10 protein-coding genes are annotated in these 15,021 nt (G+C 42.3%); 2 read left to right on the top strand and 8 right to left on the bottom strand.

The genetic code is table 11. From position 1 onward, the window contains the following. Positions 1–15: 15 nt before the first annotated feature. Both AC2SLO_RS01240 and AC2SLO_RS01245 read right to left on the bottom strand, forming a co-directional pair. Positions 16–3,654 (bottom strand): ExeM/NucH family extracellular endonuclease, encoded by a 3,639-nt coding sequence (locus tag AC2SLO_RS01240; RefSeq protein WP_486539835.1) that lies wholly within the window; start codon positions 3,652–3,654, stop codon positions 16–18. A gap of 453 nt (positions 3,655–4,107) precedes the next feature. Beyond that, positions 4,108–5,610 carry an AAA family ATPase gene (locus tag AC2SLO_RS01245; RefSeq protein ID WP_486539833.1) on the bottom strand — a complete coding sequence of 501 codons (1,503 nt, stop codon included), beginning with the start codon at positions 5,608–5,610 and terminating at the stop codon, positions 4,108–4,110. Positions 5,611–5,914: 304 nt separating this feature from the next. Between AC2SLO_RS01245 and AC2SLO_RS01250 the strand changes: the two genes are divergently transcribed. Further along, positions 5,915–6,961 (top strand): NAD(P)H-dependent flavin oxidoreductase, encoded by a 1,047-nt coding sequence (locus AC2SLO_RS01250; RefSeq protein WP_486539831.1) that lies wholly within the window; start codon positions 5,915–5,917, stop codon positions 6,959–6,961. Positions 6,962–7,119: 158 nt separating this feature from the next. On the opposite strand, the gene AC2SLO_RS01255 is transcribed toward AC2SLO_RS01250, so the two are convergent. Beyond that, positions 7,120–8,109 (bottom strand): alpha/beta fold hydrolase, encoded by a 990-nt coding sequence (locus tag AC2SLO_RS01255; RefSeq protein WP_486539829.1) that lies wholly within the window; start codon positions 8,107–8,109, stop codon positions 7,120–7,122. Between the two features lie 505 nt (positions 8,110–8,614). Here AC2SLO_RS01255 and AC2SLO_RS01260 point away from each other — a divergent pair. Beyond that, entirely contained in the window at positions 8,615–8,899 is a 285-nt protein-coding gene (locus AC2SLO_RS01260) for a DUF2798 domain-containing protein (RefSeq protein ID WP_486539827.1), read from the top strand. Positions 8,900–9,084: 185 nt separating this feature from the next. Here the strand turns inward: AC2SLO_RS01260 and AC2SLO_RS01265 are convergent, their stop codons facing one another. The 5 genes from AC2SLO_RS01265 to oppC all read right to left on the bottom strand — a co-directional run bounded on the left by AC2SLO_RS01265 (position 9,085) and on the right by oppC (position 14,912). Further along, positions 9,085–10,620, bottom strand: coding sequence for an alkaline phosphatase D family protein (locus AC2SLO_RS01265; RefSeq protein ID WP_486539825.1), 1,536 nt, complete (start codon positions 10,618–10,620; stop codon positions 9,085–9,087). Positions 10,621–10,911: 291 nt separating this feature from the next. Beyond that, positions 10,912–11,667: a YidX family protein gene (locus AC2SLO_RS01270; protein ID WP_486539823.1), complete on the bottom strand. Its 756-nt coding sequence runs from the start codon at positions 11,665–11,667 to the stop codon at positions 10,912–10,914. A gap of 110 nt (positions 11,668–11,777) precedes the next feature. Continuing rightward, positions 11,778–12,818 (bottom strand): murein tripeptide/oligopeptide ABC transporter ATP binding protein OppF, encoded by a 1,041-nt coding sequence (gene oppF, locus AC2SLO_RS01275; protein ID WP_486539821.1) that lies wholly within the window; start codon positions 12,816–12,818, stop codon positions 11,778–11,780. A 5-nt stretch (positions 12,819–12,823) separates the two neighbouring features. Next, entirely contained in the window at positions 12,824–13,894 is a 1,071-nt protein-coding gene (oppD, locus tag AC2SLO_RS01280) for an oligopeptide ABC transporter ATP-binding protein OppD (protein ID WP_486539819.1), read from the bottom strand. A gap of 112 nt (positions 13,895–14,006) precedes the next feature. After that, a complete protein-coding gene (oppC, locus tag AC2SLO_RS01285; RefSeq protein ID WP_486539817.1) occupies positions 14,007–14,912 on the bottom strand; it encodes an oligopeptide ABC transporter permease OppC in 906 nt (301 codons plus the stop codon). Positions 14,913–15,021: the final 109 nt, after the last annotated feature.

The raw sequence follows: 15,021 nt of genomic DNA on the forward strand, positions 1-15,021 counted from the left end.
AAATTAAACCAAAAGCTAGCCAATCATCGCTGTAAGCTGATCATCAGTTAGTACCGTATCAGCCAATTTTATGGTTTCAATATGGAAATAACTGTTCAAGATTGGCGCACTCCACTGTTGAATAGTGATGCTGTCATTATGACTCGCCTGCTGAGCGTCAAACTCAATGACTAAATCATTATCCTGTAGATCAATAACCAAATCTGACAAGCTAAAGTCGGTTAAATCAAGTGTGTCATTACCAGACCAGTCGTGTATGACATCCTTGCCATCTCCTTTATGGAATACAAAGGTATCATTACCTAGCCCGCCATGAAGACAATCATTACCCGCACCGCCGTTTAACATATCGTTACCAATACCGCCGTCTAGGTAGTCGTCACCTCCTCGGCCATACAGTTCATCATCACCAAGTCCACTCAACAGTGTATCTTTACCATTGCCGCCTATTATTAGGTCATCCCCTAATAATCCAGAGATTGAGTGCTGAGCATTGTCCTGAGCCACAATGATATCATCACTAAAGTGACCTAGCGTTATGCCTTCATTGACTTCCATCACTGACTTATCAATAACCAGTTTAGTAGCACTGCTAGCTTCAGCACCGTAGGCATCACTCACTGTTATTTGTATATCGTAAACCGCTGAACCACGATAGTCTTGCGCCGCTAATTGAGTAGCATCAACAATCAGCTCACCAGTATTCGCATCAATACTGATACCTGTTGGAACCTCACTACCCTCTACCATGCTCAATTTATAGGTTAGCGCATCTCCATTAGCATCTGTAAAGATGTTTTGACTATCATAATGCCAATTATCGTTTGAAGCTGATATATACATGACAGGCTGTATCGCTTGATTGACTTCTGGCGCTGTATTTACAACTTCATTTTGATTTAAGTTAAGTCCAATTAATACTGGGTTGTGATCACTGGCTCGGTAAGCATCTGGGGTATATAACTGTTTCTGACCATCGCTTTTGTAGGAGGTGTCATAGTCAAAGGCGGTTGCTTCCTCTGCATTGATGCCCCAAGTTGCCACACCGGTAATTTGATCACTCAACGAGTCGCTGGTAATAATATGATCGAGTGACCCCCATACGCCTTTAAATACATAAGAGTAGCCCTCTTTTTGGATATCGTAACCATTGTTTTCCAGATACTGTAAAGAGTCTTCCATGGTGTATGAGTTAAAATCACCAATCAGCACATTGTCCGTATCGCCTGTGCCAGTTGGATCACTATCCATCCATTGTTTAAGTTGCTGGGCGGCCTCTAAACGAGTGATTGGGTTATTCCCTTGGCCGTCTTGTTGGTCTGGATCAATGACGCTACCTTTTGATTTAAAATGATTCACGACCACACTAAATTGCTCGCCGTCTTTATTTGCTTCAAAAGCTTGGGCTAACGGTACACGGTTCCCATTATCAAAGGCAGGGTATGCGTCAGTATCTGGTACCACAGCGGAACCAACTGGGGTCACATTGGCAGGCTTATAAATCATACCTACCATAATAGCGTCATCGCCTGCTGTGGGTTCAACGCCTGCTATGGCTTCGGTGCTACTGTTAAATGGGCCTTTGATATAGTCATAAGTATTTGCGCCCATTTTTGCATTAATGGCATCTACCAATGCTTTAATAGCGCTGTCTTCGCCATAGCCATTGTTTTGGATCTCCATCAAGCCGACCACATCAGCATCTAAGCCTTCTATCATAGACACTAATTTATCAAGCTGACGGGTATACTCTTCAAGATTATCTGCGCCACGCCCAGACTGCTCATTGCCGTAAGGCGTTTCAAATTTCGAATTGCCATAAGTCGTAAAAAAGTTGAGTACGTTGGCAGAAGCCACTGTTATTTCAGCATCACCAATTTTGGCATGTAAATCTTCAGTAGTTGGTCTATCTTCACCAGTAAAGTTATAGCCTTTGCCATCGATAGGTTGAATTTTGTAATTTCCAAATGAGTAATTCACCACACCGTTTACTTCATCAACACTGTCACCACCTCGTAGAGTATTGGTCTCTGATAACGGCTCACCATTTCTACCAAAAATAACCGTATCTGGATTTTGTTTGGTGTTGGCATCTTCAATAATGATGCGGTCATGCGCTAAGGCTTCAATATAATTCTGATTACCCTCAACATCCGGTTTATTGATTTCTGTATATTGTACTTGTACCTTATCTGAGGTTAGAACCACTTCTCCATATCGTCCTAAATTATAGGTTTCAGTAACCACTAAGCTGCCATTGTCTGACCCAGATTTAATGTTGACATACATGCCCTCAACGGTTTCAAAATCGAAGCTGTCACTAGTGGGTAGAGTAATAGTGGTTGGCTCAGGCAAATCATTCACTGTACCGTCATTGGTAACCGTAAATCCTTGCGTATAATTAATTTGGGTATTGTCATAATACTCATTAACAAGGCCCGATAGCGTGACGGTATCGCCAATACTCGCCATCATCACACCAGGATTATTAGAACCATAATAAACAAAGATACCTTCCGACGTCGCCTCATTCACATCATAATCGGTCGCTTGCTCTTGTACATAAAACCCTTTAAGGCCGGGCACATAAGCGGTGACAATAGCATTGATGGTGACTTCTTGACCTACATACGCCTGCGAGCCATCATTGCCCACACCCTGAATGTCATGGATGAGTGTGTAGTCGGTAGGTTGAGGCGCTGATGATGAGGTTGTAAAATCAAGCGTATTGGGTGTGTTATCGCTAAAGTTAGCTGTCCAAGCGTTTCCTGCAACATCGGTAATCGCAGAATTATCCAAACTTAACTGATAAGACTGATTCACCTCAAGCTCATTAGTCGGGTCAATGGTTAGCGTATTACCAGCCACGCTAATGCGATCGCTTAGAGCAACATCAAAGGTTTCAACCACATTGCCGTTTGCGTCTTTGAGTGTGATAATGCCACTCCCCGTCTGGATAACCTCATCAAATGTCAGTGTAATATCATTATTTGTATCAAACGTCGCAGCGTCATCTACTGGATTGGCTTCAATCAATGTAGGTGCTGTGGTATCCGGCTGAGCATTCCCTAATGTAAAGCTTTCTGTAGGTTGAGCAAATCCTGTACTGTTATCACCTTGCCAGTTATCTGGATTGGCTATGGCGGTTAATAGCGCCTCTTTTGAGCCATGGGTTGTCCCTTGATAGACCGCATTATCCACCTCTTGAATAGCCACAGCTGTCTTTCCAGCCTCTAAGCCAGTCGGCAAGGCTGACGTGTTTGAGTTGGTGGCATCGTCCTGCCAATCTGAGCCTTCTAAATTCACCGCATATATAAAGGTAGGCGCTGTATCTTCACCTTGATACGCAATGACTTGGTCACCACTTGACGCCAACGCCAAGTTACCTTGTTTTGCTACCGTACCTATCGAAGCAGAAACATCGCCATCATTACTCAGTGTGATAACACTACCTGCAGCGATATTTTGGTCTGCTGTCCATAACCATGCGCCCTCATTTGCTCTAAAAGCACCTGTGCTGGTCACACCATTATCAGTAAATTTAATTTCAGTATCTTTATCTAAATCGGTTAATGCCACAAAGCTAATTTGATCAGGATTGTCTGAGTTAATACCAATAATAGCGATATCGCCTGCATTTAAAGAGGTTGTCATGATGTGCTCCAAATTGAGATGTTATCAAAAAATAAGACATTACTGAGTAAGCTTACTCATGATAGGAGCCATAAATGACAAACCGGTGAAGTTTAAATAACACTTTGATGATAAAACGCATCAAAGAAATCAAATAGACTCAATTGGTTAACGATAAGTGAATTTGAATTGAAAATTGGATGAGTTGACTGAGTTGACTGAGTTGACTGAGTTGACTGAGTTGACTGAGTTGACTGAGTTGACTGAGTTGACTGAGTAGCCAATCTTGCCATTCGCTTGTATCTACTGTCAAGGCTAAACCGCTCCTCGGGAGTCGGGGTAGCGACAATGTGTAAACATTTTGCGTCCATTTGCGTCCATTTGCGTCCATTTTTGCTTATTTTTTATCGACACTCGATAAGAAATAAACAACGGCTCTACTCTGACCTTTCTTATGTATAAGACCAAGTTCGATTATTCACTTTCTTCCATTTGGTATAATTGAACTTCTTTTTGAAAAGTTGGATTATTGATGATATCAAGCATAAGTTTGGTAGATTCAGCTAATTCGTCGGAAGTAAAAGGTTCGTTATAAGTATTTTCTGGATGATGAATCGAATGTCTAATATATGTTGGTAATGTAACGTCACAATTAATCAAGATACCTTTTCTATTGAGTTTTTTCCAATTTTTATCTAAGTTTAGGAAACCATTAGCAGTTACCCATTTGTCAAAATCAATAGATTTATCACTTATGACCATCAGACAAATATATCCATAAATTTCACAATGAAAATCGTTTGAAATAATTCCAAAAGCATAATAATTAATTTCCGCCAGAGTAGGTGAAAAAGTAAAAGTTTTCATTGAATCGACTTTTACTGATTCAATAACATTATTTGAGTCCTTTTTATTTGTATAGGTGATAACGTTCTTGTCACCAAAGTTTTTTAATAAAAAAGGTGAGTGTGTGGATATGAACACCTGTTGTTTTTCAGAAATAGCCTTCAATGCTTTAAATAGGGTTTGTTGCGCTCTAGGATGTAATGAGATTTCTGGTTCATCAATAAAGAAAAATAAAGGTTTTTCGACATCTGAGCTACTACCGTTTTTGGATAGAAAATCAGCATAAACTTTCATAACAGCGAATGCGTATGCCCGTTGCATCCCACTACCTTTTTCAGTTAAGCAAGTTTCAACACCATCATCAACGTTTACCATACCTAATTTTATAAAAGAACTAGCGTCTGGTGGTTCAAAGTTAAAATTTATCGACGCTTCACCATAAAATTCTTTCAATGAGGCTTGTATATCATCTTTTAGCTTTGAGGTCTGATTTGCTAGAGAATTCTCACCTGTAATAAACGCTTGTTGATGAGCATCAATAAACTTTCCCCAATCAGCACATTGCATAAAAGACTGACTAATTTCTTTAGTAAGCTTACCCAATGGTTTGGTACTAGAAAAATCCATTAACTCATCTGTTTTAAAATCAGACCAAATAGTGACAATCTCAAAAATGCCACTTACTGCATTAGCAATACCTGCGGGATTTTCAAACTGCTCGGTTTCGAAGTTATAAAAGGCAATGTGTTTATCATTAATAGTGATGGGTTTGTCATTCTGTTGAATGCTTCGCACCTCTGAGCTTCGCTGAAGTATAATTTTATTTTCTTCATCTTCAGTATTAATATATTGTTCATATTTTTTATGGCTTAGTGCATCAACGACATCTATAATTTTGCCACATATCTCAATTTCTACAGAAACATACTCATTTTTGGCATCCGCATTTAAATAATCCTCTATACCTTTTGCTTTAGGTATACCTGACATTAAAAACTCTATTGCTTTAAAAACACTTGTCTTACCTGTATTGTTTTCACCAACAAAACAAACGACAGGTGCATCAACCTCAAAAACTCGCTCACCTTTGAAAGCTTTAAAGTTATTAAGTTTTATTTTAGTAATTCTCATTTAATCATCCTTGGTATTAATGTAGATAAGAGAGATTTAATTCAGTTGTCTATAATGTTAAACCTATACCGTATAAATAGGTATAGAATTTAATATTTTAATAAAGATAATTTAATTTATATCCAGTAGCTTGCAAAACTTAACTACAAAACCGTAGTCAACTTTTTTGACTACAAGTCCGTAGCTAACTCCCATTCACCAACTAAATAGCCCCTATTAATCCTCTCTTTGCCAAAACCCTGCTACAGTAAGTCATAACAAAACCTAATCACCGCAATAAGAAACTCTTAAGCAGGAGACAGCCATGTCGTTAATGACTGATTTAAATTTAACCTGCCCCATCGTGCAAGCCCCAATGGCAGGAGGAGCCACCACACCTGAATTAATCTCAGCCGTCAGTAATTTTGGCGGACTCGGTAGCCTTGGCGCAGGGATGACCGCACCCAATACCTTGCATGAGCAAATCAATCAAATTAAAGCGTTAACTGACAAGCCTTTTGCGGTTAACCTAATGGTATTAAGTGAGTCAGAATCAAGTACTTTTGATACTCCTATTCCCGACTGGCTACAAGCCTATTACGATGAGCAAGGCATTGAGGTAGAGTTACCCGACACGCCAGCGCAGTCCTTTAGCGCACAGCTTCAAGTATTGCTAGACAACCCTGTCCCTGTGGCAAGTTTTACCTTTGGTATTATCAGTCAGGATCAGGTAGACGCCTTGCATAAAGTCGGCACAAAAGTTGTCGGAACGGCAAACCATCCGCTAGAGGCCAAAGCGTGGGCAGATATTGGTGCAGATGCGGTATGTGTGCAGGGTTATGAGGCAGGCGGACATCGAGGTGGTTGGCTTGAGGCAAGCGAGCAAGACCCGCTTGGTTTGTTGACCTTGATTAGCCAAACCAAAGCCGTCACTGATATTCCGTTGATTGCCGCAGGTGGCATAATGACAGGGCAAGACATCAAAGCGGTGCAAACTGCTGGTGCGCAAATGGCACAGTTGGGTACGGCATTTTTAACCACCCATGAGAGTGGTATTAACCCAACCTATAAACAAGCCCTGTTAAAAGTAGCGCAAGGTAAAAGAGAAGGCATCACTCGTTTAACCCACCTGTTTTCGGGTAAACCAGCAAGAGGGTTGGTAAATGAGTATTTAACTCGTTATGCTGAATATGATAACGGTCATGCTTTGCCGTCCTATCCGCAGTTAAACGCTATGACAAAACCGATGCGAGCGGCAGCGGCCAAAGCCAGTAATCCAGAACATATGTCACTATGGGCAGGACAAGGTGTGACTCAAGTACAGGCAGAATCAGTAAGTGAATTAATGCACCGATTAACTTCAGAGCTATAATCAGTAACGTGCTAAACAGTTAAGGTGTTAATGTTAGCTCTAACCTCACAAACCTATCATCAAAAAGAAACAGGCTAAGAGAACTTCTCTTAGCCTGTTTCTTTTTAGCCGTTTTTTATTTCTAGAGCGCTATCCACACAGTATTTAAATAAATCTACCTATTGACTTGCTTTATTCGGCTGTTGATTTGGTTTTTGCTCTAACTGTTCGCGGAATGCTTTGTAATCATCAGCAGTTTGTTTAACCTTCTCAAGCATTGGCACATGACCGACTTTAGGCATCATAATAACTTTGGCTTGCGGAATAATAGTAGCGATATACTCGGCGGTTTCTGGCTTGATAATCTTGTCTTCCTCACCCCAAACGACCAAGGTCGGAATGTTATTATCCGCGATAACCTTTGCTTTTTCCTCGACACTGTCACCGACGATTTGTACTAAGATTTTGGACTCTAACGATCTGTTGTTGATTCTATCCTGAGCCAATACCGCTTTTACCGACGTTGGGATATACGGCGGATCATACATCACCAAATCGCTTAGTTTTTCAAAGTCTTCATAGCTGCTAATCAGTAGCGGATTGTTCTCAAGCGTTGCGCCCTCTAATGACTCTGGCACACCCACTGACCAGAATCCAGCACTGTCTAATAACCACAAGCTGCCTATCTCTTTGGGGTACAGCGCAGCATAGGCCACACTAATCGACCCACCCATTGAGTTACCCGCAATATGCAGATTGGAGGTCATGCCCTTGGCCTGCATTAGCTCGTGCAAGCGTTTGGCCTGCGCATCAGCGCGATAGTTTTCATCCATGGGCTTATCAGAGTCACCAAATCCTAATAAATCCGGAATGATGACATGATAGTCCTTAAACTCTTCTGCAATACGCATAAAGTTAATGATACTACCGCCAAAGCCATGAATCAATAACAAAGGCTTGCCCGATGTATTGTTGTTATCGGCATATATCAAGGTATGACCTGAAGATAATTTGAACGACTTTATCTCTAGGCCGGCTTTGTTACGCTCATGCTGCAACAGCTTTTGAGTGGTGGCAACCGTTACGGCATTGGGGGTTGTACAGCCGATGACAGATACGGCAAGCAACATGGCAAGCACTTTTGAAAAGTGTTTTTTGAACAGGGTCATTTAAGCCTCTCTTTTATAGAGTATGGTTATAGAGTACGGGTATCATGTATGAGCGATAGTGAAATGGGGTGTCCTAATTATGTGGGACATTTAGATAAGGTAAATCAGTTCAATCAATAATACACTTAAATTAACTATTCAACCAACCTAATTGAACACAGTCAATAATGGCTAAAGTGATTATAGGGCGTGTGGAACCATAAAGGGGATGTCATATTCTGACATTTTTATGCAAAAATTTTACAGAGCTCATAAATAGCATTTGTTATGATAATCTAAATCAAGAAGTTAATTTTAAATAAACACAGATAGAATGATTACTTGTTGATAAACGCGCAAAGCGTGTAAAAAGCAAAAGCCTCTCCTAAATAAGAGAGGCTTTTTGAATGAAGGGTAAGAATTAATCTTTCCAAAAAACGAGCCAAAAAACGAGTTTGACCCAGGTGGGTTAATTCTTAGAAATGATATTATATGATTAATACGCCTTATGGAGTCCCATAAACCCATGACCGAATCTTCTCAAAACCAAAAGCCCTCACCTAAAATACGTATTCATCAAAAATATCATCGCCTGATATTTACAGGACTGATGGCCTCGTTGATGTCGGTAATTATTTCTGGCGCATTGATACTGATTAAAGAGGGCTATAGTGATGCTTATTTTGAGCATCTTATCAGTTCATGGCTCTTGGCTTTTGCGTTTGCGTGGCCAAGCGCTTATGTGTGCGCGTATGTGATACAAACCCATATTTTAAGTCGTATCGATTTTTACACTGACCAAGACCAATAAGATAAATACTAGGGCGTGTCCTCATTTTGAAAATGGTGATAAAAATAAGATAAATCGCAGTCAGACAAGGAAAATAATGCCGTAAATATCGAGATATTTACCAGTTATTTGAGGCAGTATGACAAGATTTAGCTATTTTTAGCCCATTTAAATGTAATCGTACGAATTGAGGACACGCCCTAAACTTACACCAGTGGCTCAAGGATTTGAGTGTATAACGTACGACCGTAAAGGTCTTTTAGCATTACCATCATATTCTCTGTTTTACCATCAATAGCCACTTCCCCAAAGAACTGCATCCCCGCACTCGGTGGCAAGTTTGATTCACCCTCTTTCGGCGCTTTGACATACTTAAGCTCAGGACCAAAGGTATTATCCAGCTCATTAGGGCCAAAAGTACCTGCGTTTAATGGGCCTGAAACGAACTCCCAAAATCCATTAAAGTCTTGAAACTGAGCGTTATCAGGGTTGTAGTAATGAGCAGCAGTGTAATGCACGTCAGCGGTTAACCAGATGGTATTATTGATATTATTGTGTTTAATAAATCGCAATAGATCTGCAATTTCATGTTCACGGCCTAACACTGGCCCATCCCCATTTGACGAATTCTCAAAGTTATCACCGTCTTTGACCATCAGCCCGATAGGCATGTCTGAGGCAATCACCTTCCACGTAGCATTTGACTCTCTCAACCCTTGCTTTAACCATGCGATTTGCTCGCGTCCCATATAAGCGGTGGCCTCACTAGGCTGAGCTTGGCGATTAGCAGAGTTATCGCCGCGGTAAGTGCGCATATCGATGACGAACACATCAAGCGATGGGCCATACGGGATTTTACGATAAATACGCTCTTTTTCATCGGCTGAGAGTCGCATCGGCATGTATTCCATAAAAGCTTTTTTTGAGCGGGCTGATAACAGTGCCACACTCTTTTCGGTGTATCGATCATCGTCCAAGATTTCATTCGGATACCAGTTGTTGACGGTTTCGTGGTCATCCCACTGCGAAATAATAGGCACTTCAGAGTTAAAGCGACGCACGTTTTTATCCATTAAGTTATAGACATAGTTGCCACGATACTCATCTAACGTCTCAGCCACTTTACTCTTAGCTTCGGTCACCACGTTGCGCCAGATGCTACCATCCGCCAATTCTACTTGCGACTTAATTGGACCGTCGGCATAGATATTATCGCCACTATGAATAAAGAAATCTGGACGACTCTCGGCCATCGTATGATAAATTTTCATACCCCCAAAGTCTTCATTAATACCCCAGCCCTGACCAACGGTATCACCCGACCACTGAAATCGGATGTCTCTCTTTTGATTGGGCGCAGTTTTAAAGTGCCCTAAAACAGGATGGCTTTGTGTTTTAGCCCGACCTAAATCGGCGTAACTGACCCGATAAAAGATATGTTGACCAGCAGGTAAGCCTTGCAAATCTACCGTGGTGGTAAAGTCATTTTCAGGGAGTGCTGCTGGTCCCATGACTCTGGTTACATTGTCAAACTTAGGCGTTGTCGCCCATTCAACAATCATACGCGCTGGGCGATTGGTACGACTCCAAACCACGCCGCGACCATTCATAATATCTCCAGATTGCACGCCGTAGGGGATAAGCGGACGGTCTGTACCAATAGCAAATACTGGCTTTGAACTGACTGCGGCGGCACTGGCAACAGTGGATAACTTCAAAAAATCTCGACGATTAACAGCCATGGGTACTCCTCAGTTATAGAATTATTTATCGGTTGATTAGAGTGCTTGCGCTTAGCGTTATATCTTTTGATTGTTGTCTATGCTCATTACCTATTCGACGAGCTTCCATGATGTTAGAGCACCCATATTAAAGTTTGATGTATTGTCAGCTTGTCACAAAATATTCATTATTTGGGTCAGCTTGAACCCTGCTATTTACCCGACCACAAACACAAAAAACCACTGCCATAAATGACAGTGGTTTTTATTAATAACGATTGATAGAGCTATTGAGCTAAACCTAAATAACTATTAGCTTGCCGCATCGAGTAGCTGAAATGGGAAGGTCACCACATCAAAGGCTAAGGCAAAAGGCAACAACACTAACTTACCTGCCGTGTTTGCGCCTCTGTGCTGAGTAGTAGTCGATTCGGTTTTGGTATAAATCGTCACCGGATAAGCCTTGCTAAGCGTGCTGTATTTTGACTGAATTAAGCTCAAATTACTGACCGCTGGATAGACACCACCTTGAATCGGCACTGTAAAGCAAAAACGCTGTGCTTGCATGCGCTCATCGCTAGAGCTACTGCACTCCTTACCGCCATTTTGTAAGAAGAAGTTGTAATCGCTACGCTGAAAATCGTCTTTTAATTTAGCGTATGACAGCTTCATTTGACCTTGGAAGTAGCCGTCATTTTTTGGCGAATAAAAGCGCATTTCGTTTTCAACGCGGATATTCTTAGGATCAAGGTTGGTTAACAAGTTAACCATTTCAGGCCCGCCTTGGCTCAACACATAGCTGTTTTTCTCACCGACAATAACCACGCTACTGGCTGGCATATTGGGCAGACGCGTGGCAGGACGACCAAAAGCGACCAATTCATCTTGTACCAATACTTGCTCAGTACTGGTGGTACTAGAGTAGCTGCCTGAGTCTAGTAGCTCAGAGGTGGCACAGCCTGATAGCCCGAAAGTAGTAACCGCCAAACTACCTAATAGCAGTATCTTGGCGTTAGATTTAACAAAACGTGATGATTTATGTTGTGACTGTTGTTGATTTAATTGCATTTCAATTCCCTATGATTATTAATGATTAAATATTACTGCATAGTCTATGTAGTAGCAATCTATTTTTATCAAACACGTTTTACTAGGCAGCCCTTTGGTCAGTAGCGCTATCAAGCCACCTCATTCAGACCAGCGACTTTGTTTTTGAGACAAGCGACTTGGTGCTCAGCTGTGCCCTCTAATACTGGCTTGGTTTGGGCACAGCCATCATCAGCAATGGGGCAACGGGTGCGAAACACGCACCCGGATGGCGGATTGATCGGGCTTGGTAAATCCCCTTCTAGCAGCTCAATGGTCTTATTACGTTCAATCTCTGGATCAGGAATCGGTACCGCTGACATCAGCGCCTTGGTATAAGGATGAGTCGGATTACTATAGACCGCTTTATCGACACCTAGCTCCACCGCATTGCCCAAATACATCACCAGCACTCGGTCAGATATGTGCTTGACCACAGACAAGTCATGCGCAATAAAGATCAACGCCAAGCCCATCTCTTTTTGCACGTCTTGCAACAGGTTAATCACCTGTGCCTGAATGGAGACGTCCAGTGCTGATACTGGCTCATCACAAATAATCAGCTTCGGCTTTAGAATAAGCGCACGTGCAATACCGATACGCTGACACTGACCGCCAGAGAACTCATGCGGATAACGGTTAACTTGGTTGGCAAGCAGACCCACCTTCTTCATCATGGCACGTACTTGATCTTCAACTTCTGCCTTAGGCATTTTAGGATAATAAGTACGCAGCGGCTCAGCGATAATATCGCCCACGGTCATACGTGGATTTAATGAGGCGAGCGGATCTTGGAAAATCATCTGAATGTCTTTACGGGTTAAGCGCATCTGCTTTTTAGAAGCGCCCATAATTTCTTGACCGTTAAATTTGATACTACCTGAACGGGCTTTAACCAGTCCAATAATGGTACGCGCTAAGGTGGATTTACCACAGCCCGATTCACCGACTACCCCTAAGGTCTCGCCAGCAAATAGGTCAAAAGACACGCCATTGACCGCCTTTAGGGTTGCAGGCTTCTGCCAAAAATAGCTGCCTTTTTGTTTGATATCAAAGCTTGTCACCACATCCCTTACTTGCAATAAAGGCGCATCATTGACCACATCGATTCGATTGTTTTTAGTCTTTGTCATGGCGATTATCCCTCCATCCCTGTGGCAATTTGTGCCTGCGCATCTTGTGGTTCGGTATTGGCGATATCCTCTGGTTTCCAGTGGCAAGCGCGTTGACGCTCATTGGGCAAAAACTCAAGCGGCGGCGGCACATCACGGCAGATATCCATTGCATAAGTGCAGCGGTCGTAGAATGGACAACCGGCTGGCAGATTAAGCAGGTTTGGCGGACTGCCCGGAATGGTTTCAAGCTTACCACTGTTATTGTCTAGACGCGGAATCGCACGCAGTAACCCTTTGGTATACGGATGGGTCGGGTTATAAAATATCTCTTCGGTTTCGCCATAGGCCATGGTACGTCCGGCATACATCACCAATACGCGATCACAGATACCAGCGACCACCCCCAAATCATGGGTAATCATAATAATCGTCGTACCAAAATCACGCTTAAGCTCGTTCATCAAAGTCATGATTTGCGCCTGCACCGTCACATCAAGGGCGGTGGTTGGCTCATCAGCAATCAATAGCTTAGGGCGGCACAATAGCGCCATCGCAATCATTACCCGTTGACGCATACCACCAGAGAACTCATGCGGATACATACCGATACGCTTGCGTGCTTCTGGTATCTTGACCGCATCAAGCATCTTGATGGCCTCTTCCCAGGCGTCTTTTTTGCTCATACCTTTATGCAATATCAGCACTTCAGCAAGTTGATCGCCGATTTTCATATAGGGATTTAAAGAGGTCATCGGATCTTGGAAGATCATCGACACTTGTTCAGCGCGTAGCTTATTCAGCTCTTTTTCATACAATCCAAGTAGCTCACGTCCTTCAAATAATACCGATCCTTTGGCATGACCATTTTTAGCCAATAGCCCCATTATAGCGAATGCGGTCTGCGATTTACCCGAGCCTGACTCACCGACGATACCCAGAGTTTCACCCTGATGCAAATTAAAATTGAGTCCATTTACAGCGGTCACCAACCCGTCTTCGGTACTAAATTGCACCGATAGATCTTTTACTTGCAGTAGGTCTGCTGCATTACTGACCTCAATTTCTGGTTTTAGGTTGTCTTTTAATACTGTCATAACGGTGTTACCTGTATTGGCTATAATTGGCTATCAGATAATTTGTTTATACGGTTAAATGTTTTCTAAGAAAGGGGTTATGGTGCATTCGTCTTACTATACTAAGACCTAGTTAACGGTCTTTAGGATCAAACGCATCACGTAAGCCATCACCGATAAAGTTAAAGCAGAACAAGGTTACTACCAAAAATACCGAGGGAATTAATATCTGCCACGGTGCAACCTGCATGGTCTGTGAGCCTTCTTGTAATAAGGCACCCCAACTGGTCATGGGCTCTTGTACCCCTAAGCCTAAGAAGCTTAAGAATGACTCAAATAAGATCATACTTGGTACCAACAGTGAGGCATAAACCACAACCACACCCAGTACGTTTGGCACAATATGACGCATAATAATATTAAAGCCAGAAACACCGCCCACATGCGCCGCTTCAATAAATTCTTTACTCTTCAAACTTAAGGTTTGACCACGCACGATACGTGCCACATCGAGCCATGACACCAAGCCAATGGCCACGAAGATCAGCATCAAGTTACGACCAAAAATGGTCACCAATAAAATCACGAAGAACATAAACGGAAAGGCGTTTAAAATCTCCAAAAAGCGCATCATAACGGCATCAATTTTACCGCCCAGATAGCCAGAAGTCGCGCCATAAACTGTACCGAAGATAACCGCCACCGTTGCACCGGCAATACCAACAAGCAGCGAAATACGCCCACCAATGGCAGTACGTACTAGCAAATCACGCCCGAGCGAATCAGTACCGAAGTAATGCTTATTATCAAAGGACGGTGCCCCCTGCATATAGCCCCAATCGGTTTCGGCATACCCAAAAGGCGCGAACATTGGTACGAAAATTACAAATAACGTCACCAAAAATAAGATGACCAAACTGGCGATGGCGGCTTTGTTTTTATAAAAACGGCGCCACGCATCTTGCCATAAGCTACGTCCCTTTACAGTCGGGGCGGTAGGCGCTACTGAATCAATGGGCTTATCAGTGATTACACTCATAGTCATCCTTGTTACTTGTCTTTGAATAGCGTCAACGTTATTTAAACAGTAAGATTATCTGACTTATACCTGTTAAATCACGTCGACTATCGCTGGCTATAATGAATTA

This window comes from Psychrobacter sp. CX14 (assembly GCF_057396205.2).